Here is a 24,385-nt window from a genome sequence, read left to right on the forward strand (position 1 = left end):
TGGTGGCTCAGCGAACCGCGCCGCGACGGACGAGGTTGACAATCGCGAGCAGGATCACGGCGCCGAGGAACGAAACGATCAGGCTACCGGCCGAGATGCCGTCGGTGATCGAACCGCCACCGATCAGCGGCGCAAGCAGGAAGCCGCCGAGCAGCGCGCCGACAATGCCGACGACGATGTTCAGGAAGATGCCCTGCTGCGCATCAGTGCGCATGACGATGCTGGCCAGCCAGCCGAGGATGCCGCCGACGACGAGAAGAATGATAAGGCCCATGGTGATAATCCCTTCGAAATGCTGTCTTTCCCGCAAAACCGGGATGACGGCCTTTGGTTCCGAAGGTGCGACGAACCGTTGTGATTGATGCTTGTCGCTACTTGAAGTCTACTTGGGCGGGACTCAGGCGTTGAGCAGCCAGGCACCTGCGGCGAGACCCACCAAGATGCGGTACCAGGCAAATGGCGTGAACCCCTTGCGGCTGACATAGGCGACGAACAGCTTGATCACGCCCAGTGCGACGACGAATGACACGAAGGCGCCGATCGCGATCTCGTTCCAGCCAACGCCGGTGGTGCTGGCGGCAAGCGCGTGACGCTGGCCCAGCAGCTCGATCGTGCTCGCGCCCAGCATCGTCGGGATGGCAAGGAAGAACGAGAACTCGGCCGCCGTGCGGCGCTCGATGCCCATGGCGAGCGCGCCCATGATCGTCGCGCCCGAACGGCTCATGCCCGGGATCATGGCAAGGCACTGAACGAAACCGACGCCGATCGCCTGGCGCAAGGGCAGCTGGCCGATACCCGAAGGCTCGCCGCCCTTGGCAAAGCGCTCGACGATCAGGATGCCGATGCCGCCGACGATCAGCGCGCCGCAGACCACAAGCGGGCTGCCGAGCAGGCCTTCGATCTGGTGCTTGAAGATCAGGCCGATCACCGCTGCCGGCATGAACGCGGCAAGCAGGTTGCGCACGAAGCGCAGGGACAGGGGCTCCAGCCGGACAAGGCCCATGGCCACGGCCCAGAACGTGCGCCAGTACTGCACCACCACGGCCAGGATCGCGCCCAGCTGGATCACCACGTTGAACAGCGCCCATTGCGCCGCGTCATATCCGAACAGCTCGGTCGCGAGGATCAGGTGGCCGGTCGACGAGACGGGCAGGAACTCGGTGAGGCCCTCGACGATGCCGAGAAGAACCGCGGTGATGGTGGTGCTGTCCATGGCGGCATGGAGTTGCCGCAGTGCAGCAAGGTGTCAAGGGCGGCAGCGCAGGCCGCCGCCCTTAAATTTCTTTCACCTTACCAGATGCGCACGCGCTCGGCGGGCGGCAGGTACAGCTTGTCGCCCGGCTTGACGCCAAAGGCCTTGTACCATTCGTCGAAGTTCCGGACGATGCCGTTGATCCGGTACTGCGCCGGCGAGTGCGGATCGACCACCAAGTACTGGCGCGCGGTTTCGTCGCGGATCGCCTGACGCCACACCTGCGCGAAGGCCATGAAGAAGCGCTGGTCGCCGGTCAGCCCGTCGATCACCGGGGCGGGCTTGCCGCCGAGCGATAGCTTGTAGGCGCGATAGGCGACCGACAGGCCGCCAAGGTCGCCGATGTTCTCGCCCATGGTGAGCTGGCCGTTAACGCAGGCTTTGCCGCCGGGGCTCTTCTCGTCGAACGGGCAGTAGGCATCGTACTGCTTGCCAAGGCGCGCGGTCAGCGCCTCGAACGCGGCGCGGTCCTTGTCGGTCCACCAGTCGCGCATGTTGCCCTTGCCATCATAGGCCGCGCCCTGGTCGTCGAAACCGTGGCCCATTTCGTGCCCGATCACCGCCCCGATCGCGCCGTAGTTGACCGCGGGATCGGCGTGGAGGTTGAAGAACGGCGGCTGCAGGATCGCGGCCGGGAACACGATCTCGTTGTAGGTGGGGTTGTAATAGGCGTTGATCGTTTCGGGCAGCATGCCCCACTCGCTGCGATCGACTTCCTGGCCCAGGCGCGCCGCCTCGAAACGGCTTTCCCAGTCCTGCGCGGCGATCACGTTGGCGAGCGGCGTCGCGCCCGACAGCGTCAGCCCGGCATAGTCCTTGTACTTGGCCGGCATGCCGATCTTGGGGGTAAAGGCATCGAGCTTGGCTTGGGCTTCCTTGCGCGTGTCGGGGCCCATCCACTTGAGATCGACCAGGTTGGCCGCCATCGCCTTGCGCAAGTTGGCAACGAGCTGGTCCATCGCGACCTTGTTCTCGGGCGGGAAGTAGCGTTCGGCGTAGAGCTTGCCGAGCTGTTCGCCGACCTGACCTTCAACCGCGCGGATGGCACGCTTCCAGCGCGGCAGCTGTACCTTCTGCCCGGCCAGCACCGTGCCGTAGAAGGCGAAGCGGGCATCGTCGATCGGCTTGGGCAGCACCCCGGCGTAGGAGGAGAAGAACTGGGTATCGAGCCAGGCCTTCCACACGTCGACCGGCTCGCTGCGGACCAGTTCGGCCAGCGCCGGAACGCCGCCGCCCAGCTTGGCAGCCATTTCGGGCGTGTACTTGGCGGCGGCGAGCTTTTCAGCCGAAGGCGGCATCTGGGCGACGACCGCGGCCTGCGCCTTGTCGAGTCCCATCTCGGTGAGCATGGCGTCAACCGGCAGGCCCGGCAGCGCCTTGGCGAAGTCGGCGCGAGACAGCTTGGTGTAGGTCAGCGAAGGATTGCGCGAAAGCGCGCGATCCCAGTGGGCGAGCGCCATCTTTTTTTCGAGCGCATAGACCGCGTCGGCCGTCTTGGCCGGATCGGCATAGCCCGCCTGGCCCAGCGCGAAGCGCAGCCATTCCATGTACTTCTGTCGCACGACCAGGTTGCGCGGATTGTCGACAAGGTAGAAGTCGCGGTCCGGCAGGCCCAGGCTGCCGGTGCCGAGGTAGAGGATGTAGTGATCGCTGTCCTTCTCGTCGGCCGTCACGCTGAAGCTGATCGGCGAGGCAAGGCCGGGCTGCGCGAACAGTTTGGCGAGATCGTCGGGCGTCTTTGCAGCAGCGATCTTGTCCAGCCAGGGCCTGGCCGGCGCGAGGCCGGCGGCATCGATCGCGGCAGTGTCGAGATAGGCCGAATAGGCCGCAGCGATCTTGCCTTCGGGCGTCGCCGGGTCTGGCTTCTTCGCGACCAACTCGTCAAGAATGCCCTTGAGCCGTTCCTGCGAAAGATCGTCGAGCACGTTGAACGAGCCGTAACGCGTCTTGTCCGCCGGCATCACGAAGGCGTTCTGCCACTTGCCGTTCACATAGGCGTTGAAGTCGTCGCCCGGCTTCACGCTCTTGTCGACGTATTGCAGCTGGATACCAGCCCCCGGGAAATCCCGGCTCATCAGCGGCGCCGTCATCGGCGCGGGCGGAGTAGCCGTCGCACTGGCAGCCGGGGCGGCCGTGGGTTGGGCATGGAGGGCGGGGGCGAAAAGCGAAAGCGCCGACGCGGCGACGAGAAATGCGGTTTGCCTTGGCATCTGAATGCGTTCCATCCGGTTACATCTGCGACCGGATCGTCCTTAACGCCTTGCTAGGCAGTGAACAGCCCCTGCTTGAAAGGCAAGGCCACCGCCCCCTGTCGTTGATCGGCCGGTGTATGCCGTTGGTCGATCAGGCGTCCGCGCCTTCGAACTGCAGCCGCGCCAGCCGAGCATAAAGGCCGTCGAGAGCGGACAGGCTGGCGTGCGTGCCCTGTTCGGCGATCCGACCCTGGTCCATCACGATGATCCGATCGGCTTGGCGCACCGTGGCGAAGCGGTGGGCGATGACCAGCGTCGTGCGTTCGCGCATCAGGCGTTCGAGCGCCTGCTGGACCAAACGCTCGCTTTCGGCATCCAGCGCGCTGGTGGCCTCGTCCAGCAGCAGGATCGGCGCGTCGCGCAAAAGCGCGCGGGCGATGGCGATGCGCTGGCGCTGGCCGCCGGACAGGCGCGCGCCGTCTTCACCAAGGAACGTGTCGAGCCCCTCGGGCAAGGCGCGCAGGAAATCCTCGGCGTTCGCATCGCGCGCCGCGCGCCAGATCTCGTCGTCGCTGGCATTCCAGTTGCCATAGCGCAGGTTGTCGCGCGCCGAGGCGGCAAACAGCACGCCTTCCTGCGGCACCAGCGCGATGCGGGCGCGGATTTCGGCAGGATCGGCCTGCGCCAGCGGCACGCCATCGATGCGCACCGTGCCGCCCTGCGGATCGTAGAACCGCTCGGCGAGCTGAAACAGGGTCGATTTGCCGGCGCCGGAAGGCCCGACGATGGCGACGGTCTCGCCCGGTTCGACGGTCAGCGAGAAATCCTCGAGCGCCGAGACCTCGGGCCGGCTGGGATAGCGGAAGCTCACGTTCTGGAACGCGATCTGGCCGCGCGGTGGCTGCGGCAGGGTGATCGGGCGTGCCGGCGGCGCGATGTCGGGCTGTTCGAGCAGCAGTTCGTTGAGACGGCTCGCAGCGCCCGCCCCGCGCACGAGGTCGCCGTAGACTTCGGTGAGTGCGCCGAACGCCCCGGCAACGATCCCGCCGGTCAGCACGAAGGCGGCAATGGTGCCGCCGCTGATCTGGCCCGCAGCGACGGCAAGCGCGCCGCGCCACATCAGCGTCGTCAGCGCGCCGAAGATCATGAAGATCACGATGGCGGTCATCACCGCGCGGATGCGGATCCGCCGCTGCGCGGCGCCGAAGGTGCGCTCGACCGCGCCGCTGAAGCGCTGCGCTTCACGCGCTTCCTGGCCAAAGGCCTGGACCACGCGCATGGCACCCAGCACTTCGGAAATCATCACGCCGATGTCCGCCACGCGGTCCTGGCTCGATCGCGAGGCCTTGCGCAGGCGCGCGCCGAAGAACACGATCGGCCCGATCACAACCGGAATGCCCACCAAAAGGCCGGCGGTCAGGCCCGGTGCAAGTGCGAAGAGGTAGATCACCCCGCCGATCGCGGTCAGGATATTGCGCAGCGCGACCGACACGCTGGTGCCGACGATCTGTTCAATGATCGCGGTGTCCGATGTCATCCGCGACGAGATTTCCTTGGGGCTGTTCGTTTCGAAGAATGACGGCGGCAGGCGCAGCAGGTTCTTCTGGACGTTGAGCCGCAGGTCCGCGACCACCCGCTCGCCGATCCACGATACGAAGTAGAAGCGCACGGCGGTACCGATCCCCAGCATGACCACGATCAGCATCAGCAGCCGGAACGAACTGTTGATCGTCGCCGCATTGGCACCGGGGCCGAAGGCCCTGTCGATGATCGCCTTGAAGCTTGCCGGGATGGCGATAGTCGATCCCGAGGTGACCAGCAGCGCGGCCAGCGCGAGCAGGACCTGCGTCGGGTAGTTGAGCGCCTGGCGCCACACCATGCGCAACGGAGTCAGGCTGCGCCGCGCGGGCGCCTGCGGTTCGCTAGGGAAAACCTCGTCCATCGCGCTCGACTAGCCGATGCGGTGCGCTGCGGAAAGGGGAACCGAGAGGCAGCCGGCTCCCCCATCTTTCTGCTGCATTGCACAATGCGCGAAAAGGGCGCATTTATGCGGCAATCGAATCCCGTCCGCCCCGCAGGGCGGAAGACGAAAGGTGCCGCAGGTGCTCTACAAGGCCTATGAAATCCAGCGCTCGCTGCTCAACGCAGGCAGCGCCTGGGCGTCGATGACTGCCGACGTGCTCAACGATCCGCGCTCGCCGTTTGCCGGCCTTGGCGCCACGCAGATGATGGCATCCGCGCTGGACGTGTTCGCCCATGCCACCGCCCCGCGCGGCAAGCCCGCGTTCGGGATCAAGACCATTCAGGTCGATGGCGGGATCCATGCCGTCAGCGAATCCACCGAACTGCAGAAGCCGTTCGGCAAGCTCAAGAAGTTCACCCACGCCGGGCTGCCCGCCGATGCGCCCCGCCTGCTGATCGTGGCGCCGATGAGCGGGCACTTCGCCACGCTGCTCCGTGGCACGGTCGAGCGCATGCTCGAACGTTGCGTGGTCTACATCACCGATTGGGCCGATGCGAAGTTCGTGCCACTGGCCGACGGCAGCTTCGATCTCGACGACTACATCGACTACCTGATCGAATTCCTCGAACACATCGGCCCTGGCGCGCATGCGATGGCCGTTTGCCAGCCGTCGGTGCCGATGTTCGCGGCAACCGCTGTCATGGCGGCAGCCGAGCATCCCTGTCGCCCGGTCACGCTGACGATGATGGGCGGCCCGATCGATACGCGTGAAAGCCCGACCGCGGTCAACGATCACGCGATCACCAAGCCTTACGTCTGGTTCAAGCACAACGTCATCACCGAAGTGCCTAGCAACTACCCGGGCGAGGGGCGCCGCGTCTATCCGGGCTTCGTCCAGCTCACCAGCTTCATGTCGATGAACCTCGGCAGCCACATGATGAGCCACTACAAGCTGTTCCAGCACATGGTGCAAGGCGCCGATGAAAGCGCCGAGGCGACCAAGGCGTTCTACGACGAGTACCGCGCCGTCTGCGATCTTCCCGCCGAGTTCTATCTCCAGACGGTCGACGTGGTGTTCCAGCAGCACCTGCTGCCCAAGGGCGAGTTTGTTCACCGCGGCACGCCTGTCGATCTCGGCGCGATCAAGGATACCGCCATCCTGTGCATCGAAGGCGAAAAGGACGACATTTCGGGCATCGGCCAGACAAAGGCCGCGCTGAAGGTCACGCCCAACCTGCCCGAGGCGATGAAGCAGTATCACCTCGCGCCCGAAGTCGGGCACTACGGCATCTTCAACGGCACCCGTTGGCGCAGCCGCATCGCGCCGGTGGTCGACGAATGGATCGGCAAGTTCGAAAAGAAGGCCAAGGCGCGCAAGCTGACCGTCGTCGCCTGACGGGCAGGTCGCCGATGTGGCGACCCGCTGTTGAGCCAGATGCCGGCCCCGGCTGGCATCGCCTCAAACGAAGAACTGGGTGATCCACTCGCAGATCAGGGCGGGCTTGTCCTGCCCTTCGATCTCGACCGTGATTTCCATTGTCTGCTGCCACTGGCCGGGGCGCTTCTCGTCCAGCTCCAGCAGCTTGAAGACGCCGCGGATTCGCTTGCCCGAACGGACGGGGGAGAGGAAGCGCGTCTTGTTGCCACCATAGTTGACGCCCATCTTCACGCCCTCCGGGCGCGGGCAATCGCTTTCCATCGTCAGCAGCGGGATCAGCGACAGTGTCAGGAAGCCGTGCGCGATCGTGCCGTCGAAGGGAGTGTCCTTTGCGCGTTCCGGATCGATGTGGATGAACTGGAAGTCACCGGTCGCTTCGGCGAACTGGTTGATCCGCTCCTGCGTCACTTCGACCCAGCTGGAGCTGCCGACCACTTGCCCGACAAGGCCCTTGATCTCTGCGGCCGGAATGAACCTGGTCATCTCGCTCTCCCATCAATTCTGGTTTGCGGACGACAATGGCGGGTCGGCGCAGCGTGGGCAAGCCCTTGCTTAATTGCTTGGTTAAGTTGCGGCGATTTCCGGCTTGCGCGCCGAGCGGAAGGGCGATGGGGCCGAGCGGCGGATCCGGCCGATATAGGCCGAAAGGCCGCATTGCAGCCCCACCAGCATGTAGCAGAATGGCTGGAACGCGATGCCGACGAAGGCGCCGCCGACAAGGTAGACGATCTGCGCCTGCTGCAGCGCATCGGCCAGCGGCGTGACCCACGCGAAGCCTTCGGGCGGGTTCTTGGCGTACTGGCGGCGGATGATCTCCATGTGGATCACGCCCATCACGTGCAGCAGCAGCCACAGCGCCAAGCCCGGATAGCCCTGTTCGCCCAGCATCTCGAAATAGCTGGAATGATAGGCGCGGCCGCGTTCCTCGATCCGCTCGGTCTCGATCACCGCGTTGTTGTCGCCGGCGTAGTCGGCCTTTTCGGTATCGTAGGACACCGTGTTCTGGCGGAAGGCATCGAAGCCGCCGCCGAACGGGTGATCCTTGGCGAACTCGATCGTCCACTGCCACACCGCCACGCGCGTCGATGCCGACTGGTCCGCCTTGTGGTTCTTGATCGTGCTCATCCGCTCGTTGAAGCTCGACGGCAGCAGCGGAAGCGCGATCATCGCGCCGGCACCCAGCAGAGAGACGTAGAGCAGCCGCCGCTTGGTGCTCCGCAGCATCATCACCAGCAGCACGCCGAAGCAGACAAGGCCGGTGCGCGCCTGCGTTCCCACGGGCATCAACACGCAGGCAAAGCACAGGCCGATGGCATAGGCCCAGACCATCCAGTTGGGCCTGAAGATCGTCCCGTGCCGCGCCAGCCAGATCGCGAGCGGGATCACGCAGATGGCCACGGTGGAAATGATCGAGCCTTCGTAAAGGCCGGTATTGTCGTTCACCAGCAGCTTCAGTTCGCCATAGCCGCCGCCCGAGGCGAGCGTCTTGATGCCGCCGCCGATCACGATCACCGACACCGACAGCACCATGACCAGCGCCAGCGCCTCGATCCGCAAGCGCGTCCGCAGCGTCAGCGGCAGGAACAGCGCGAAGATCAGCGCCTTCCACACCCAGCCCCACTTTTCGGCGGCCTCGACCGGGAAGTCGGCGGTGCGCGTGGTGAGCCCGCAATAGATCAGCAGCAGCAACAGCACGAACTGGCGCGGTGACAGGCGGATGCCGTTCTTGTCCTCGGCAACCATCCACGCACCGAAGGCACAGCAGAACGCGATCAGCGATACGGGGACGCTTTGCAGGAAGCCCCAGGTCACCTTCTGCGGCGCCACGATGTCGATGTAGGCGTAGGCCAGCACGAACAGGAACGGGCGGCGCACCCCTGCGAGCAGGAACGCGGTGACGAACGCGGTGAGGAAGAGGTTGAGCACCGCCCGCTCAGCGCTCGCTCTTGCCCGGCCGGTGCGAACGCCGCCATGCGATGGTCTGGCGCGGCAATGCCGGGTCTTCGTCCAAGTCATCGCGGTGAAGCAGGCGCCATACCGCCAGCGCCATCAGGGCGTGGGGCAGCAGGACCGTGAAAATGTCGATCATCGTCTCGGCCCTTGTGGCTTGGTTGCCTGATTGCGCATAAGCCGACGAGGTTGACGGCCTATTAAGGCTTTTCTTGGCATCGGATCCTGCATGACCCGCGTGCTCCACGTCCTCGACCACAGCCTGCCGCTGCACAGCGGGTACACCTTCCGCACCCGTGCGATCCTGAAGGCGCAGCAGCGCCTGGGGTTCGAGGTCGAAGGGGTAACCGGGCAACGCCACAATGTCGAGACGCGCGCGGCGCAGCCAGACGCGGTGGAAGCGGCCGACGGCATCCGTTTCCACCGCACGGCCGGCCTTCCGCAAGGACTGCCGCTGCTGCGCGAATGGGGAGAGGTGCGCGCGCTCGAAGCCCGGATCGTCGAAGTGGCGCAGGGTTTCCGGCCGGACGTGCTCCATGCGCATTCGCCGGCGCTGTGCGGTCTCGCCGCCGCGCAGGCCGCGCGGCGCCTCGGCATTCCGCTGGTCTACGAAATCCGCGCGTTCTGGGAGGATGCTGCCGTCGGCAACCTGACGGGGCGCGAAGGGTCGGCGAAATATCGCCTCACGCGGGCGCTGGAGAATCGCGCGATCGCGCGCGCCGACGCCGTGGTGACGATCTGCGAAGGACTGCGCGCCGACCTGATCACGCGCGGCGTGGCGCCGGGCAAGCTGTCGATCATGCCCAACGGAGTCGATCTCGAACTGTTCGGCGATCCCCCGCCGCGCGATCCCGCGCTGGCAGAACAACTGGGACTGGGCGAGGGGCCGGTGATCGGCTTTCTCGGCAGCTTCTACCCCTACGAGGGGCTCGACGATCTGGTGGCGGCCATGCCCGCCATCGTTTCCGCGCTGCCCGCCGCGCGATTGCTGTTGGTCGGCGGCGGACCGGCGGCGGCCGCGGTTCGCGCACAGGCTGCGGCATCGAGCGCCGCCCATGCCATCCGCTTCGTCGATCGCGTACCCCACCACGAAGTCGAGCGCTACTACGCGCTCGTCGACGTGGTCTGCTATCCGCGCAAGGCGATGCGCCTTACCGAACTGGTAACCCCTCTCAAGCCGCTGGAAGCGATGGCGCAGGGCAAGCTTGTCGCCGCAAGCGACGTCGGCGGGCACCGCGAACTGATCGCGCACGATGTCACTGGCACGCTGTTTGCGCCCGATGATCCGCAGGCGCTGGCGGCCGCGCTGATCGATCTGCTGGGGCGGCGCGACATCTGGCCGGCCCGGCGCGAGACGGCGCGCGCGTTCGTCCGCAAGGATCACGACTGGAGTTCCAACGTGGCGCGTTATCATCGCGTTTACCAAAACGCTTTAGGCCAGACGCCTGATGCTGCAGGATTGTCCGCCTGAGGACACCATCCGGCCGCACGCGAATCGATCCAGAGTTGAGACGTCAGGACATCATGAGCCGAAGCCAGCCAGCAGACCGCGCGCCTTCCCGATCGGCCCGACAGCCGGTAACGGCCCACCGCCTGTTTCCCGCGCTCGTGGCGCTATGGCTGGCCGCCCTGTTCGGGCTGGGCAGTTTTGCGGTGCCATCCTCGCTGTTCGAGCGGGCTCTGACTGCCGCCAACGTCGCGTCGGTCGTTCCTGCCGCGGCACCGCCGCTCGGCCTGACGGCGCGCCTGCTGATCGCGATGGCGATGGCGGCGGGGGGGCTGATCGTCGGCGTGTTCGTCGGGCTGCGCCTGCGTCCTCGCAGTGAACCTGTGGTCCGCCGCCGCACCGCGAGCGCCAGTTTCCACGACGTGCCCGAAGTCGTCGAGGACGAAGCCTTCGAAAGCAATGAACCGCCGGCTGTCCGCGCGTTCGACGCCCACCCCGATGCACCGCCGCGCAAGCCCTTCGACCTCAGCGAGGCGCTCGCATTCGAGCCCCCTTACGCCGAAGCCGCCGAAGCGGAGGCCGACGAGGTGCTGGACGTGGCCGGTAACCCGGAACCCTGGATGGCCGAACACCCTGCTCCGTCGGCCGATCATGACATTCTCGAAGCCGACTGGACCGAGATCGAGCCTTTCGAAGCGGTCGATCAGACGGAGGACGCGCCCGTCGAGGCGGATGTACCCGAATGGTCCGAGGTTGCCGAGACGGCCGAACCGCTCGATCACGCACCTGAAGTTGCGCCAGAACCTGTGTCTCAGCCTGTACTGGAAGCTGAAGAACCCGCCGCACAGATCGCGCCCGAGCCCATTGGCCACCGCGCGTCGGTCTTTGCGATGCCGCCCGTCACGCCGCGCCCGGTCGCGCCCGCGCTGGCCGTCGCTCCGCTCGAATCGCTCGGCCTGGTCCAGCTGATCGAGCGCCTCGCCCTTGCCATCGAGGGTGATCGGCGCAAGGGACCCCATGCCCACGCAATGGCCGTTGCGCCCGCTCCGGTTGCGCCCATTCAGGTCACGGCACCGGTGCCGCTCGTCGATGAGACGCCGCCCGAGCCGGTTGCCGAGCGCCAGGTGTTCGTCTCGCCGGATCCCGCTCCCGCCGAGGCAGCGGCTCAGACCGTCGTCGAGGCTCCTCAGGTTTTCGAAGAACAGGTTTCCGAAGAACCATCCGCCGCCGTCACCGAGGACGCAAGCGGCCCCGTACAACCGCCGGCGCAGCCTGCGTCCACCATGCGGCCTCCGCGCCTGTTCGGTGCGCCCGAACACGGACCGCGCGATCCTGGCGAATCCGACCGCGAGACGACCATGGTGCGCCAGCCCGCTGCGATGCGCGCGCTCGAACCGGATTGGGACGAAGCGGGCGAAAGTGCCGAAGCCGACGTGGTCGTCCCGCGCTTCCTGTCCGTGCCCCCGGTAAACGCTGCACCTTCGTCGCACGCTTCGAGCGTCACCCCCTTAGATCGTCCGCCTTTCGTATCTTCGCTCGCGACCCGTAGCAGTGCCGCGCCGCGCCAGGAATTCATCGTCGCGCCCGCACCGGCTGACGAAGCGGAAGCTCGGCCCGTGGTCGTGTTTCCGGGTCAGGGCGTGCGCACAGCGGGTGAGGACGAAGCGCATGTGGCTGCGCAAGCTCCCACGGACCCATCTGGTGCCGAAGAGACCGAGCGCGCCCTGCGCGCGGCGCTGGCCACGCTCCAGCGGATGACGGCCCGGGGCTGACCCTGATCCGGCGAAGGATACCGATTTCCACCGTCTGAAGCGCCGCATCCGTATTTGCGGCCACCCTTAAGGCCGGGAATTGCCTCTCGCGGTTGCAAAATAACTTTCCTGCAGTCATGGGGGAAATTCGCGCAACTTTCGCTCTTTTCGCAAGGGCGTGATTCGCGCGCCGTTTCCACTTTATGGATGTAGGAACACCTTCGAGATGGGATTTCCGCCGGTTCAGGGCCTTTATGATCCGCGTAACGAGCATGATGCATGTGGTGTGGGTTTCATTGCCCATATCAAAGGCGTCAAAAGCCACGCGATCATTAATCAGGCTCTCGAGATTCTGCGAAATCTCGACCACCGAGGTGCGGTGGGCGCCGATCCGCTGCTGGGCGATGGCGCAGGCATCCTGATCCAGCTGCCCGATGCGCTGTTCCGCAAGTGGGCCGCAGCCGAAGGCAAGGATCTGCCGGCGCCGGGCGACTATGCCGTGGCCATGTGCTTCCTGCCGCAGGACGAGGCCAGCCGCACCTTCGTCACCGAATTCTTCGAGAAGTTCATCGCCAAGGAAGGCCAGGAACTGATCGGCTGGCGCGATGTGCCGACCACCATCGACGGCCTCGGCAAGACCGTGATCGAACAGATGCCGGTGATCCGCCAGTGCGTGATCAAGCGCGGGGCGGGCACGCCCGATCAGGATGCGTTCGAACGCAAGCTGCTGGCGATCCGCAAGCAGACCCAGAACCCGCTCGCGGCGATGGCCGAAAAGTATGACCTGCCGGGCGTGACCCAGCTCTACATGCCGAGCTTCTCGTCGCGCACGATCGTCTACAAGGGCCTGCTGCTGGCGACCCAGGTCGGCGGTTTCTACGACGACTTGCGCGATCCGGACTGCGTGTCGGCGCTGGGCCTTGTCCATCAGCGCTTTTCGACCAACACCTTCCCGAGCTGGAAGCTGGCGCACCCGTTCCGCTTCGTTGCCCACAATGGCGAGATCAACACTGTTCGCGGCAACGTGAACTGGATGAACGCGCGCCGCCGCACGATGGAATCGGAGCTGCTCGGCCCCGATCTCGACAAGATGTGGCCGCTGATCCCGCATGGCCAGTCGGATACCGCCAGCCTCGACAACGCGCTCGAACTGCTCCTCGCGGGCGGTTACTCGCTCGCCCACGCGGTGATGATGCTGATCCCGGAAGCGTGGGCCGGCAACCCGCTGATGACCCCGTCGCGCCGTGCGTTCTACGAATATCACGCCGCGCTGATGGAGCCTTGGGACGGCCCGGCCGCCGTGGCCTTCACCGACGGGCGCCAGATCGGCGCCACGCTCGATCGCAACGGCCTGCGCCCCGCGCGCTTCTCGATCACCCGCGACGACCTGATCTGCATGGCGTCGGAAAGCGGTGTGCTGCCGTTCCGCGAAGAGGATATCGTCCGCAAGTGGCGCCTCCAGCCGGGTCGCATGTTGCTGATCGACATGGAAAAGGGCCGCATCGTCGAGGACGAGGAAATCAAGGCCGAGCTGGCGAACGCCGAGCCATACGAGGAATGGCTGGAAGCCGCGCAGTACAAGCTCAAGGAGCTTGAGGTCGTCGAGCCCGAACTGGCTGCGCTGCCGGTCGAAAGCACCTCGCTGCTCGATCGCCAGCAGGCCTTCGGCTACACGCAGGAAGACGTCACCAAGTTCCTCGAACCGATGGCGATCAACGGCGACGATCCGATCGGCTCGATGGGCACCGACACGCCCATCGCGGTGCTGTCGAAGCGCTCGCGCCTGCTCTACGATTACTTCAAGCAGAATTTCGCACAGGTCACCAACCCGCCGATCGACCCGATCCGCGAAGAGCTGGTGATGTCGCTGGTCAGCATGATCGGGCCGCGCCCGAACCTGCTTGGCCACGATGCCGGCACGCACAAGCGCCTGGAAGTCGACCAGCCGATCCTGACCAACGAGGACATCGCCAAGATCCGCTCGGTCGAGGCCGCGCTGGATGGCGCGTTCCGCACGGCGACGATCGACACGACCTGGGACGCCGCGACCGGGGCCGCCGGTCTCGAGCAGGCGGTCAAGGAAATGTGCTGGGCGGCGACCGAAGCCGTGCTGGCGGACAAGAACATCCTGATCCTGTCCGATCGTTCGCAGTGCGAAAGCCGCATCCCGATGCCCGCGCTGCTGGCGACGGCGGCGGTGCACCACCACCTCGTCCGCCAGGGCCTGCGCATGCAGACCGGCCTCGTCGTGGAAACTGGCGAAGCGCGCGAAGTGCACCACTTCTGCGTGCTTGCAGGGTACGGCGCCGAAGCGATCAACCCCTACCTCGCCTTTGAAACGCTCGAAGCGATCCGCGTCGACAAGGAGCTGCCGCTTTCGACCAAGGATGTGCAGAAGAACTACATCAAGGCGATCGGCAAGGGCATCCTCAAGGTCATGTCCAAGATGGGCATCTCGACCTACCAGTCGTACTGCGGCGCGCAGATATTCGACGCGGTGGGCCTGTCGAGCGCTTTCATCGAGAAGTACTTCACCGGCACGGCCACAACAATCGAGGGCGTTGGCCTGGCCGAGATCGCGGAAGAGACCGTGCGTCGCCACGCGGCGGCTTATGGCGACAACCCGATCTACCGGAAGATGCTCGACGTGGGCGGCATGTACCAGCTGCGCTTGCGCGGCGAGGAGCACGCCTGGACCGCCGGCAACATCGCCAACCTGCAGCACGCGGTGCGCGGCAACATTCCTGAAAAGTACAAGGAATTCGCCGAAAGCATCAACGAGCAGTCGGAGCGGATGCTCACCATCCGCGGGCTGATGGAGCTCAAGAAGGCTGACCAGCCGATCTCGATTGACGAGGTCGAGCCGGCGAGCGAGATCGTCAAGCGCTTCGCCACCGGCGCGATGAGCTACGGCTCTATCAGCTGGGAAGCGCACACCACGCTGGCGCTGGCGATGAACCGCATCGGCGGCAAGTCGAACACCGGCGAAGGCGGCGAGGATCCGGCGCGCTTCAAGCCGCTGGCGAATGGCGATTCGATGCGCTCGGCCATCAAGCAGGTCGCCTCGGGCCGCTTCGGCGTCACCGCGGAATACCTCGTCAATGCCGACGACGTGCAGATCAAGATGGCGCAGGGCGCAAAGCCCGGCGAAGGCGGCCAGCTGCCGGGTGACAAGGTCGACAAGACCATCGGCAAGACCCGTCACTCGACCCCTGGCGTCGGCCTGATCAGCCCGCCGCCGCACCACGACATCTACTCGATCGAGGACCTCGCGCAGCTCATTCACGATCTCAAGAACGTGAACACGGCAGCGCGCATCTCGGTCAAGCTTGTGTCCGAAGTGGGCGTGGGCACCGTGGCCGCGGGCGTTTCCAAGGCGCGCGCCGACCACGTCACGATCTCGGGCTACGAAGGCGGCACCGGCGCATCGCCGCTGACTTCGCTGACGCACGCGGGCTCCCCGTGGGAAATCGGCCTTGCCGAAACCCAGCAGACCCTGCTGCTCAACAACCTGCGTTCGCGCATCTGCGTGCAGGCCGATGGCGGCCTGCGCACGGGCCGTGACGTCGCCGTCGCCGCGCTGCTCGGCGCCGACGAGTTCGGCTTTGCCACCGCGCCGCTCATCGCGGCCGGCTGCATCATGATGCGCAAGTGCCATCTCAACACCTGCCCGGTGGGCGTCGCGACCCAGGACCCCGTCCTGCGCGCCCGCTTCACCGGCCAGCCTGAACACGTGATCAACTACTTCTTCTTCGTCGCCGAAGAGCTGCGGGCGATCATGGCCGAGATGGGCTTCCGCACGATCGCCGAGATGGTCGGTCGGGTTGACCGGCTCGACGTCAAGAAGGCGGTCAAGCACTGGAAGGCGCAGGGCATCGATCTGTCGAAGCTGTTGCACAAGGTCGAGCCGGTGGCCGGCACGACGCTCAACTGGAGCGGCAAGCAGGACCACGGCCTCGAAGCGGCGCTGGACAACGACTTGATCGCGGCGGCCAAGCCTGCGCTCGAAAACGGCGAGGCGGTGCGCATCGAGCGCAACGTCATCAACGTCAACCGCACCGTCGGCGCCATGCTCTCGGGCGAGGTCGCGCGTCGCTATGGCCATCGCGGCCTGCCGGACAACACCATCGCTATCTCGTTCAAGGGCGTGGCGGGCCAGTCGTTCGGCGCGTTCCTGGCGCACGGCGTGACGGTGGACCTGGTTGGTGATGCCAACGATTATGTCGGCAAGGGCCTGTCGGGCGGCCGCGTGATCGTGCGCCCGCCGGCACACGTTGAGCGCGAGGCGACCGACAACATCATCGTCGGCAACACCGTGCTCTATGGCGCGATCGCGGGCGAGGCGTACTTCAACGGCGTTGCCGGCGAACGCTTCGCGGTGCGTAATTCGGGCGCGATCGCGGTGGTCGAAGGCACCGGTGACCACGGCTGCGAGTACATGACCGGCGGCGTCGTCGCCGTTCTGGGTCGTACCGGGCGCAACTTCGCGGCCGGCATGTCGGGCGGCGTCGCCTACGTTTACGACGTGGACGGCAACTTCGCGCAGCTCGTCAACGGCGCCATGGTCGACCTCCTGCCGATTTCGGCCGAGCGCGACGAGGACGACGGCACGGGCCGTCCGCAGCAACGCGGGGTCGACGTCAACGACTACGGCATGGGCGACATGCTGCGTCACGATGCCGAGCGCCTGCGCGTGCTGGTGGAACGCCACCTGCTGCACACTGGTAGCAAGCGGGCGCGCGCCATCCTCGACAACTGGGCCGAGGAACTGCCGCGTTTCGTCAAGGTCATGCCGCGCGACTATGCGCGCGCGCTTCGCCAGATGGAGGCCGAGCGCCTCGCTGCCGCGTCGGTCGCGGCGGAATAAGGGTTAGATTACAATGGGCAAGGCAACCGGCTTTCTCGAGATCGATCGCAAGGATCGCACCTATGACGCTCCAGCAGAGCGTCTGAAGCACTACCGCGAGTTCATCGTTCCGCACGATGAGGCAGGGCTCAAGGGCCAGGCCTCGCGCTGCATGAACTGCGGCATTCCGTACTGCCACAACGGCTGTCCGGTGAACAACCAGATCCCCGATTGGAACCACCTGGTCTATGAGAGCGACTGGCGCGAGGCGCTGGACAATCTCCATTCGACCAACAACTTCCCGGAATTCACCGGCCGCATCTGCCCCGCCCCGTGCGAGGCGGCGTGCACGCTCAACATCGTCGACCAGCCGGTGACCATCAAGTCGATCGAATGCGCGATCGTCGACAAGGGCTGGAAGGAAGGCTGGATCGCGCCGCAGGTTCCGGCGAAGAAGACGGGGAAGTCGGTGGCCGTGGTCGGCTCGGGCCCGGCAGGCCTTGCCGCCGCGCAGCAACTGGCGCGCGCCGGCCATTCGGTGACGGTGTTCGAAAAGAACGACCGCGTCGGCGGACTGCTGCGCTACGGCATCCCCGACTTCAAGATGGAAAAGCAGCTGATCAACCGCCGCGCGATGCAGATGGAGGCCGAAGGCGTCCAGTTCCGCACCAGCGTAGAAGTTGGCGTCACGGTCTCGTTCGCCTCGTTGCAGGAAAACTTCGATGCAGTGGTGCTGGCGGGCGGTGCGGAAGATCCGCGCGGGCTCACCATCCCCGGCGCAGAACTTCCCAGCGTGCGCATGGCGATGGAATTCCTGACCCAGCAGAACAAGCGCAACGCGGGCGATGACGAACTGCGCGCCGCGCCGCGCGGCTCGCTCTTCGCCACCGGCAAGCATGTCGTGGTCATCGGCGGTGGCGACACCGGTTCGGACTGTGTCGGCACCTCGAACCGCCAGGGCGCGCTCTCGGTCACCCAGCTCGAGATCATGCCCAAGCCGCCCGAAAAGGAAGACAAGGCGCTCAGCTGGCCGAACTGGCCGCTCAAGCTGCGCACCTCCTCGAGCCACGAGGAAGGCTGCGAACGCGAATTCGCCGTGCTGACCAAGCGGGTGGTCGGCGAAAACGACGTCTCCGGCCTCGAATGCGTCCGCGTCGAATGGATCGATGGCAAGATGCAGGAAGTTGCAGGCAGCGAGTTCACCATCAAGGCGGACCTGATCCTGCTCGCCATGGGCTTCGTCGGCCCGCGCAAGCAGGGCCTGCTCGAACAGGCGGGGGTTGAGCTCGATCCGCGTGGCAACGTCAAGGGCAACGTCGTCGACTACAAGACCAGCGTCGACAACGTCTTCGCCTGCGGCGACATGCGCCGGGGCCAGAGCCTTGTCGTCTGGGCGATCCGCGAAGGCCGCCAGTGCGCGCGCGCCGTCGACGAAGCGCTGATGGGCGTGAGCGAACTGCCGCGCTGAGCGCTCGTCTGTCGATCAAGCAAAAGGGCGTCCCGCACGGGGCGCCCTTTTTGCATGGGGCTGGCGCAGGTCGAGCGGTCCGCGCTAAGCGGCGGCCATGACCATACGCCTGATCTGCCTCGATGCCGACGATACGCTCTGGCACAACATGCGCCATTTCAGGGTGGCTGAAACGGCGCTGATGCAGATGCTTCAGCCCTTTGCCGATGCCCACGTCGCCAGCGCCCGCCTTGTCGCGTGCGAGGAGCGCAACCTGCCGCTCTATGGCTATGGTGCCAAGGGCTTCACCCTTTCGATGATCGAAACCGCGCTCGAACTGGTGGGCGATCCGGTGCCGCAAGGCGTGATCGCCGAAATCCTTGCGGCAGGCAGGGCCCTGCTGGCCCACCCGGTCGAACTGTTTGACGGCGTGCGCGAAACGCTGGCCGAACTCGCAGCCATCGCCCCGCTCGTGCTGGTGACCAAAGGCGATCTGCTCCACCAGGAAAGCAAGCTCGCGGCCTCGGGTCTCGGGGATCTGTTCAGCGGGGTAGAGATCGTCAGCGACAAGCGCAGCGAGACATTCTCTCGATTGTTCGCAAAGTACGGGGTGGAGTCCGATCAGGCGGTGATGGCCGGCGATTCGATGCGGTCCGACGTTCTCCCTGCGCTCGCTGCTGGTGCCTATGCCGCCTTCATTCCGCAGGAAGGCGCCTGGGTCCACGAACATCGCGAAGAACCCGAAGGGGCGCCGCGCTATGCGCGGCTGCAATCGCTGTCGGAGCTTCCGGGGTGGATCGCTTCGTTGGGCTGATTGCCCGTCAGGCGCGCCAGTCGATCGCGCCGCGCCCGTGCGCTTCCAGAAATGCGTTCGCCTGGCTGAAGTGGCGCGATCCGAACCAGCCGGAATGCGCCGACAGCGGGCTGGGGTGCGGGGCCTTCAGCACGAGATGGCACCCTTGCGAAAGTTCAGGGATCCGCGCCGCCTTTTTCTGCGCGTGGCTGCCCCAAAGCATGAACACGCTGGGGACGTCGCGTCGCGCCACGGCGGCGACCGCGGCGTCGGTAAACTCCTCCCAGCCGCGCTGCTGGTGCGATCCTGCATTGCCCGCTTCGACCGTCAGGGCATTGTTGAGCAGCAGCACGCCCTGTCGTGCCCATGCCTCCAGGTTGCCGTGGCTGGGGCGGGGCAGGCCGAGGTCGGTTTCCAGTTCCTTGTGGATATTGACGAGGCTCGGCGGCACTTTGACCCCCGGACGGACGGAGAAGGCCAGACCATGAGCCTGGCCCGGCCCGTGGTAGGGATCCTGCCCCAGGATGACGACCTTCACCGCGTCCAGCGGCGTCAGTTCCAGCGCTGAAAGCCGTTCGCCACGCGGGGGGAAGATTGTCTTTCCGGCTTTTTCCTCGGCGGAGAGAAACCCGCCCAGGCGGCGCAGCGCGGGCGTTTCGAGGATCGGGGCGAGACTTTCGCGCCAGCTTTCAGGAAGGGATGTTGCAGCCATCGCCCCCGCGGTAGCGCTCCTCAGCGCCAGGGCGCAACCTTGCAGGGTTGCTCCCCTCCGGAACAATCCCTAATGCTGCACTGCGAAGAGACTTTGTCGCGGCCCCGGGCCGCACAGCATCTGCCGAGGAACTGCGAATGAAGATCGCGATGGTTGGGTCGGGCTATGTCGGCCTCGTATCCGGGGCTTGCCTTGCCGACTTCGGCCACGACGTGGTTTGCATCGACAAGGACGCGGGCAAGATCGAGCGTCTCCATCTGGGCATCATGCCGATCTACGAGCCGGGCCTTGCCGAGCTCGTCGCCTCGAACGTCAAGGCCGGCCGCCTGTCCTTTTCGACCGACCTGTCGAGTGCGATCGACGGCGCGCAGGCGATCTTCATCGCCGTGGGCACGCCATCGCGGCGTGGCGATGGCCATGCCGATCTGACCTATGTCTACGCCGTTGCGCAGGAAGTCGCCGAAAATCTCAAGACTCCGGCGGTGGTCGTGACCAAGTCGACGGTGCCTGTCGGCACCGGGGACGAAGTGGAGCGGATCATTCGCGATTCGGGCACAGCCACGCAGTTCGCGGTCGTTTCCAACCCCGAATTCCTGCGCGAAGGCGCCGCCATCGGCGATTTCAAGCGGCCGGATCGCATCGTCATCGGGGCCGAGGACGAATGGGCGCGCAGCGTGATGAGCGAAGTCTATCGCCCCCTGTTCCTCAACAAGGCGCCGATCCTGTTCACCAGCCGCCGCAGTTCGGAACTGATCAAGTACGCCGCCAACGCGTTCCTGGCCACGAAGATCACCTTCATCAACGAGATGGCTGACCTGTGCGAAAAGGTCGGAGGCGATGTGCAGGACGTGGCGCGCGGCATCGGCCTTGACGGGCGCATCGGGTCGAAGTTCCTGCACGCGGGCCCCGGGTATGGCGGCTCGTGCTTCCCCAAGGACACGCTGGCGCTGCTGAAGACCGCCGAGGACTACAACAGCCCGGTGCGGATCGTGGAAGCGGTCGTACACGTGAACGATTCGCGCAAGCGCGCGATGGGGCGCAAAGTAATCGAGGCCTTGGGCGGGGATGCGCGCGGCAAGCGCATCGCGCTGCTGGGCCTGACCTTCAAGCCGAACACCGACGACATGCGCGATGCGCCTTCGATCGCGATCGTCCAGGCTCTGCAAGACGCGGGCGCGGATGTCGTGGCGTATGATCCGGAAGGCATGGAAATCGCCGCGCCCATGCTGCCCAACGTGACCATGGCGAAGGGCACCTACGATGCCGTCGCGGGCGCCGATGCGGTGGTGCTGGTGACCGAATGGGATGCTTTCCGCGGCATCGATCTCGATCGCGTGGGCCAGCTTGCCCGGGGCAAGGTGCTGGTCGACTTGCGCAACGTGTTCAATCCGGCCGAAGTGCGGGCAGCCGGGTTTACCTATTCGAGCGTCGGCCGCCCCTGATCCTCGTCCGGCAAGCGGGATAGGTCGGCGCGGGATACCTTGCCGACGCGGACGCTTCGGCTTAAGTGCCGGTGATGGCCGTTTATCTCCACGAAGAAGACCTTCCCGCCGATTGCCTCGCCCCCGGCGTGGTCGCTGTCGATACCGAGACGATGGGGCTGATCACTACGCGTGATCGCCTTTGCGTGGTGCAGATTTCCGACGGCCGGGGCGACGAACATCTCGTCCGCTTCCGCGTCGGCAGCAGCTACGATGCCCCCAACCTGAAGGCCGTGCTGGCGGATCCCGCGCGCATCAAGCTGTTCCATTTCGCGCGGTTCGATCTCGCGGCGATCCAGCATTATCTGGGGGTGATGGCCACGCCAGTGTTCTGCACCAAGATCGCCAGCAAGCTCGTGCGTACCTACACCGACCGGCATGGCCTCAAGGACTTGGTGCGCGAACTGCTTGGCAAGGAGATTTCCAAGCAGCAGCAGTCGAGCGACTGGGGCGGGCCGGTGCTGAGCGATCCGCAGCAGGAATATGCCGCCTCGGACGTGCGCTATCTCCACGCGATGCACGCGATCCTGGTGGAACGTCTGGAACGCGAAGGCCGTACCGCGATTGCCCAGGCGTGCTTCGATTTTCTTCCGACGCGTGCGCTGCTCGATATCGCCGGGTGGGCCGACCGCGACATCTTCAGCCACGAGTGATCGTGGACAGGGACCGGCGATGACCGTTCAGGCTGACCAGGTCCGTTCGCGCCGCCGCCTGTTCGCGGCGCCGGGCGGCTTGCACGACAAGCTCGTGCGGCTGGCTTCGCGCGGGCTGCCCATTCTGATCGGTGCCCTGCTGGCGGTGATGATCCTCGCCCCGCTCTCTCCGCGTGGAGAAATCAGCTTCCTGCTCGATCGCAACAAGGTTGCGATGGTGCAGGACCGGCTGAAGGTCATCAGCGCGATGTATCGCGGGCAGGACAACAAGGGCCGCAATTTCTCGGTCACCGCGGGCAATGCAGTGCAGCATTCGGCGCGCGACAACGTCGTCCAGATGCACGACGTAACCGCCCGGGTCATGCTCGACAACGGCCCCGCCATCCTCACCGCGAACAATGGCGGCTACAACTTCGCCCGCCAGACGATCGCCGTCGATGGGCCCGTGAACTTCCAGACCTCGGACGGCTATCGCATGGTCACCGAAGGCAGCGACATCGACATCAACACCAAGCGCATGGTCAGCCGCGGGCGGGTCGAGGGCCGGATTCCGGCTGGCACATTCACCGCCGACAGGATAAGCGCCGATCTCGAAGAGCGCACCGTCACGCTCGACGGCAATGCGCGGCTGCGGATGGAGCCGGGCAAGATGAAAAGTCCAACATCGCAATGAGCACAAACGCGAACTTCGAGAAAATAGCCTCCCCTCGATCCCTCCGCCTCGGCGCGATCGGGTTTGCCGGGGCGTCGCTGGTTTTCGCCGGTGCGCAGCATCTGTCGGCGCAGGCGATCGCCTCGCATAACAGCAACGCGCCGGTGGACTATGCGGCCGACCGGATCGAGTTGCAGGACAAGCAGAAGCGCGTGGTGCTGACCGGCAATGTCGACATCACCCAGGACGAACTGCGTTTGAAGGCCGCGCGGACGACGGTCGCCTATACCGATTCGGGTGATCTCAAGATCCAGCGGATCGATGCCACCGGCGGCGTCGTCGTCACGCGTCGCGACGAGCGCGCGAGCGGCGATGCGGCGGTCTATGACTTCAACCGCAAGATCATCACCATGGTCGGCAATGTGGCGCTGCGTCGTTCGGGCGACACGCTCAACGGCGGACGTCTGGTGATCGACCTCAACACCGGCATCTCCAGCGTGGATGGCCGCAGCGGCGCGGGTGTTTCGGGCTCGGGCAGCGGCGGAAGGGTCAGCGGCACCTTCAGCGTGCCGAAGAAGTCCTGACCCTTTTTACCCCCTATTGAGGGGGGTCATCGTGCGGCTTTCGTGGCCTTCACCGTGATGCAGACCGGGAACATGGGGTCGTTCGGCTCAAGCCAGGCGGCGCCGATATCCTCTTGCGCGATGCCTTGCACGAAGCAGGTCGCGGCAAAGGCGTTGCCGCAGATGTCGATGTCGACATTGCCGGTGCCGAATGCGTCTTCGAACAGCTTGCGCACAGAATGGCCGGTAAACAGCCAATACCATTGCCAGTCGGCGTGATCGACCGGCGAGATCGCCGGGACTGTTGCCAGGATCGTGCCACCGGGCTTGAGGGCGCGGTGGATCTGCGCAAGGGCTGAGCGCAGGTCGAAGACGTACTGCAGCGTCTGGGTGATCACCATGCAATCGAATGCGTTGTCGGGTAGGACCCCGGGCGTGCCCAGGTCACCAACCAGCGTCGCTTCGGGCGAGGGGGCCTCGTTCAGCACGTCCTGTTGCGTCACGCCCGTTCCGAAGCGGCGGCAGTACTTGGGATCCGCCACTTCGAGCGCGCGGCCCCGGATTTCGGCGGCGTGGCGCTGGAGAAACCGTTCGATGTAGAAGCGATCCACCGGGGTGCCGCGGCTGAAGCCGTAACCCTGGCTGACGGGGCGGACACGGGCGAGATCGCCGAAATCGATGCGGCCGGTGTCTGCCAGAAGCGCACGGTGGCGGATGGCACGCAGGCGAGCGGCGAGCGAGCGCGGAAGGCACCGGACGGCAAGCTGTCGCAGCGCGGCCATCGACGTGGTCAGCGGGGCTTGCGACATCATTCGTCTCCGCTGGCGCCACCGGGAATTCGACGGAGCCCTCTGCTTGGCCCAGACGATGTTGGCGAAGGCGCCCAGTTGCGAGCGCATGCCTTCGTTCCAGGCGCGCCGGGCTTCCACTTCTGCCGCATCCGGCTTGTGCCGTTCAAGAACTTTGCGGTTCCATCCCAGCATTTCGACGGCATCGAGCGACATGTTCGCACCATGCATGCGGTAGAGCGCGACGATGCCGCGATGGCAGGCGATGCGCTGCGTTCGGCTGAGCCGCAGGTAGAGCTCGTAGTCCTCGCAGCGCCGAAGGCCAGGATCAAAGCCGCCAGCCGCTCGCAAAAGAGCGGCGTCATAGAGCACGGTCGCGTGCATGCCGATCTGATTGCCGCGTAAAAGGGCGTGCCGGCTGAGGGGGCCAAGCCGCGCGCTTCGCGTCGGAAATCCT

At 65.7% G+C, this 24,385-nt stretch carries 19 protein-coding genes; 10 read left to right on the plus strand and 9 right to left on the minus strand.

Features of this window, described 5'->3' with window-relative positions:
• Window positions 1–7: 7 nt before the first annotated feature.
• The 4 genes from HHL27_RS16880 to HHL27_RS16895 form a co-directional block, all read right to left on the minus strand.
• Window positions 8–274, minus strand: coding sequence for a GlsB/YeaQ/YmgE family stress response membrane protein (locus HHL27_RS16880; protein ID WP_169494559.1), 267 nt, complete (start codon window positions 272–274; stop codon window positions 8–10).
• Window positions 275–397: 123 nt separating this feature from the next.
• A complete protein-coding gene (locus tag HHL27_RS16885; RefSeq protein WP_169494560.1) occupies window positions 398–1,213 on the minus strand; it encodes an undecaprenyl-diphosphate phosphatase in 816 nt (271 codons plus the stop codon).
• A 77-nt stretch (window positions 1,214–1,290) separates the two neighbouring features.
• A complete protein-coding gene (locus HHL27_RS16890; protein WP_169494561.1) occupies window positions 1,291–3,462 on the minus strand; it encodes a M13 family metallopeptidase in 2,172 nt (723 codons plus the stop codon).
• 133 nt (window positions 3,463–3,595) lie between these two features.
• Window positions 3,596–5,386, minus strand: a complete 1,791-nt coding sequence (locus tag HHL27_RS16895; RefSeq protein ID WP_169494562.1) for an ABC transporter transmembrane domain-containing protein — start codon at window positions 5,384–5,386, stop codon at window positions 3,596–3,598.
• 160 nt (window positions 5,387–5,546) lie between these two features.
• On the opposite strand from HHL27_RS16895, the gene HHL27_RS16900 reads away from it, so the two are divergent.
• Window positions 5,547–6,803 carry a polyhydroxyalkanoate depolymerase gene (locus HHL27_RS16900; protein WP_338114934.1) on the plus strand — a complete coding sequence of 419 codons (1,257 nt, stop codon included), beginning with the start codon at window positions 5,547–5,549 and terminating at the stop codon, window positions 6,801–6,803.
• 63 nt (window positions 6,804–6,866) lie between these two features.
• On the opposite strand, the gene HHL27_RS16905 is transcribed toward HHL27_RS16900, so the two are convergent.
• The 3 genes from HHL27_RS16905 to HHL27_RS16915 form a co-directional block, all read right to left on the minus strand.
• Window positions 6,867–7,328, minus strand: a complete 462-nt coding sequence (locus HHL27_RS16905) for a MaoC family dehydratase (protein WP_169494564.1) — start codon at window positions 7,326–7,328, stop codon at window positions 6,867–6,869.
• Window positions 7,329–7,409: 81 nt separating this feature from the next.
• A complete protein-coding gene (locus tag HHL27_RS16910) occupies window positions 7,410–8,771 on the minus strand; it encodes a putative O-glycosylation ligase, exosortase A system-associated (RefSeq protein ID WP_169494565.1) in 1,362 nt (453 codons plus the stop codon).
• Between the two features lie 7 nt (window positions 8,772–8,778).
• Window positions 8,779–8,934, minus strand: coding sequence for a hypothetical protein (locus HHL27_RS16915; RefSeq protein ID WP_169494566.1), 156 nt, complete (start codon window positions 8,932–8,934; stop codon window positions 8,779–8,781).
• 90 nt (window positions 8,935–9,024) lie between these two features.
• Here HHL27_RS16915 and HHL27_RS16920 point away from each other — a divergent pair, with 90 nt between their 5' ends.
• The 5 genes from HHL27_RS16920 to HHL27_RS16940 all read left to right on the plus strand — a co-directional run bounded on the left by HHL27_RS16920 (window position 9,025) and on the right by HHL27_RS16940 (window position 19,100).
• Window positions 9,025–10,266: a TIGR04063 family PEP-CTERM/XrtA system glycosyltransferase gene (locus tag HHL27_RS16920; protein ID WP_169494567.1), complete on the plus strand. Its 1,242-nt coding sequence runs from the start codon at window positions 9,025–9,027 to the stop codon at window positions 10,264–10,266.
• A gap of 53 nt (window positions 10,267–10,319) precedes the next feature.
• Entirely contained in the window at window positions 10,320–12,014 is a 1,695-nt protein-coding gene (locus HHL27_RS16925; RefSeq protein ID WP_169494568.1) for a hypothetical protein, read from the plus strand.
• 205 nt (window positions 12,015–12,219) lie between these two features.
• Window positions 12,220–16,860, plus strand: a complete 4,641-nt coding sequence (gltB, locus tag HHL27_RS16930) for a glutamate synthase large subunit (protein WP_169494569.1) — start codon at window positions 12,220–12,222, stop codon at window positions 16,858–16,860.
• Window positions 16,861–16,873: 13 nt separating this feature from the next.
• Window positions 16,874–18,307 (plus strand): glutamate synthase subunit beta, encoded by a 1,434-nt coding sequence (locus HHL27_RS16935; RefSeq protein ID WP_169494570.1) that lies wholly within the window; start codon window positions 16,874–16,876, stop codon window positions 18,305–18,307.
• Window positions 18,308–18,404: 97 nt separating this feature from the next.
• On the plus strand, window positions 18,405–19,100 hold the full coding sequence (locus HHL27_RS16940; RefSeq protein ID WP_169494571.1) for an HAD family hydrolase: 696 nt from the start codon (window positions 18,405–18,407) through the stop codon (window positions 19,098–19,100).
• A 7-nt stretch (window positions 19,101–19,107) separates the two neighbouring features.
• On the opposite strand, the gene ung is transcribed toward HHL27_RS16940, so the two are convergent.
• Window positions 19,108–19,791, minus strand: coding sequence for a uracil-DNA glycosylase (ung, locus tag HHL27_RS16945; RefSeq protein ID WP_169494572.1), 684 nt, complete (start codon window positions 19,789–19,791; stop codon window positions 19,108–19,110).
• A 137-nt stretch (window positions 19,792–19,928) separates the two neighbouring features.
• Between ung and HHL27_RS16950 the strand changes: the two genes are divergently transcribed.
• The 4 genes from HHL27_RS16950 to HHL27_RS16965 all read left to right on the plus strand — a co-directional run bounded on the left by HHL27_RS16950 (window position 19,929) and on the right by HHL27_RS16965 (window position 23,161).
• Window positions 19,929–21,233 (plus strand): UDP-glucose dehydrogenase family protein, encoded by a 1,305-nt coding sequence (locus HHL27_RS16950; RefSeq protein WP_169494573.1) that lies wholly within the window; start codon window positions 19,929–19,931, stop codon window positions 21,231–21,233.
• Between the two features lie 74 nt (window positions 21,234–21,307).
• On the plus strand, window positions 21,308–21,925 hold the full coding sequence (locus tag HHL27_RS16955) for a ribonuclease D (protein WP_169494574.1): 618 nt from the start codon (window positions 21,308–21,310) through the stop codon (window positions 21,923–21,925).
• Between the two features lie 19 nt (window positions 21,926–21,944).
• Window positions 21,945–22,598: an LPS export ABC transporter periplasmic protein LptC gene (lptC, locus tag HHL27_RS16960; RefSeq protein ID WP_169494575.1), complete on the plus strand. Its 654-nt coding sequence runs from the start codon at window positions 21,945–21,947 to the stop codon at window positions 22,596–22,598.
• Window positions 22,595–23,161: an LptA/OstA family protein gene (locus tag HHL27_RS16965; protein WP_169494576.1), complete on the plus strand. Its 567-nt coding sequence runs from the start codon at window positions 22,595–22,597 to the stop codon at window positions 23,159–23,161. Before lptC ends, HHL27_RS16965 begins: the two co-directional genes overlap by 4 nt.
• A 26-nt stretch (window positions 23,162–23,187) precedes the next feature.
• Here HHL27_RS16965 and HHL27_RS16970 read toward each other — a convergent pair whose 3' ends face one another.
• Window positions 23,188–24,312 carry a methyltransferase domain-containing protein gene (locus HHL27_RS16970; protein ID WP_169494577.1) on the minus strand — a complete coding sequence of 375 codons (1,125 nt, stop codon included), beginning with the start codon at window positions 24,310–24,312 and terminating at the stop codon, window positions 23,188–23,190.
• Window positions 24,313–24,385: the final 73 nt, after the last annotated feature.

It is taken from the genome of Novosphingobium olei, from assembly GCF_012927405.1.
Lineage (GTDB): Bacteria > Pseudomonadota > Alphaproteobacteria > Sphingomonadales > Sphingomonadaceae > Novosphingobium > Novosphingobium olei.

Bases quoted from the DNA above. Each gene is read 5' to 3' on its own strand.
- HHL27_RS16880 (WP_169494559.1), bottom strand. From the start codon at position 274: ATGGGCCTTATCATTCTTCTCGTCGTCGGCGGCATCCTCGGCTGGCTG.
- HHL27_RS16885 (WP_169494560.1), bottom strand. From the start codon at position 1,213: ATGGACAGCACCACCATCACCGCGGTTCTTCTCGGCATCGTCGAGGGC.
- HHL27_RS16890 (WP_169494561.1), bottom strand. From the start codon at position 3,462: ATGCCAAGGCAAACCGCATTTCTCGTCGCCGCGTCGGCGCTTTCGCTT.
- HHL27_RS16895 (WP_169494562.1), bottom strand. From the start codon at position 5,386: ATGGACGAGGTTTTCCCTAGCGAACCGCAGGCGCCCGCGCGGCGCAGC.
- HHL27_RS16905 (WP_169494564.1), bottom strand. From the start codon at position 7,328: ATGACCAGGTTCATTCCGGCCGCAGAGATCAAGGGCCTTGTCGGGCAA.
- HHL27_RS16915 (WP_169494566.1), bottom strand. From the start codon at position 8,934: ATGATCGACATTTTCACGGTCCTGCTGCCCCACGCCCTGATGGCGCTG.
- HHL27_RS16920 (WP_169494567.1), top strand. From the start codon at position 9,025: ATGACCCGCGTGCTCCACGTCCTCGACCACAGCCTGCCGCTGCACAGC.
- HHL27_RS16925 (WP_169494568.1), top strand. From the start codon at position 10,320: ATGAGCCGAAGCCAGCCAGCAGACCGCGCGCCTTCCCGATCGGCCCGA.
- gltB (WP_169494569.1), top strand. From the start codon at position 12,220: ATGGGATTTCCGCCGGTTCAGGGCCTTTATGATCCGCGTAACGAGCAT.
- HHL27_RS16935 (WP_169494570.1), top strand. From the start codon at position 16,874: ATGGGCAAGGCAACCGGCTTTCTCGAGATCGATCGCAAGGATCGCACC.
- HHL27_RS16940 (WP_169494571.1), top strand. From the start codon at position 18,405: ATGACCATACGCCTGATCTGCCTCGATGCCGACGATACGCTCTGGCAC.
- ung (WP_169494572.1), bottom strand. From the start codon at position 19,791: ATGGCTGCAACATCCCTTCCTGAAAGCTGGCGCGAAAGTCTCGCCCCG.
- HHL27_RS16950 (WP_169494573.1), top strand. From the start codon at position 19,929: ATGAAGATCGCGATGGTTGGGTCGGGCTATGTCGGCCTCGTATCCGGG.
- HHL27_RS16955 (WP_169494574.1), top strand. From the start codon at position 21,308: ATGGCCGTTTATCTCCACGAAGAAGACCTTCCCGCCGATTGCCTCGCC.
- lptC (WP_169494575.1), top strand. From the start codon at position 21,945: ATGACCGTTCAGGCTGACCAGGTCCGTTCGCGCCGCCGCCTGTTCGCG.
- HHL27_RS16965 (WP_169494576.1), top strand. From the start codon at position 22,595: ATGAGCACAAACGCGAACTTCGAGAAAATAGCCTCCCCTCGATCCCTC.
- HHL27_RS16970 (WP_169494577.1), bottom strand. From the start codon at position 24,312: ATGCACGCGACCGTGCTCTATGACGCCGCTCTTTTGCGAGCGGCTGGC.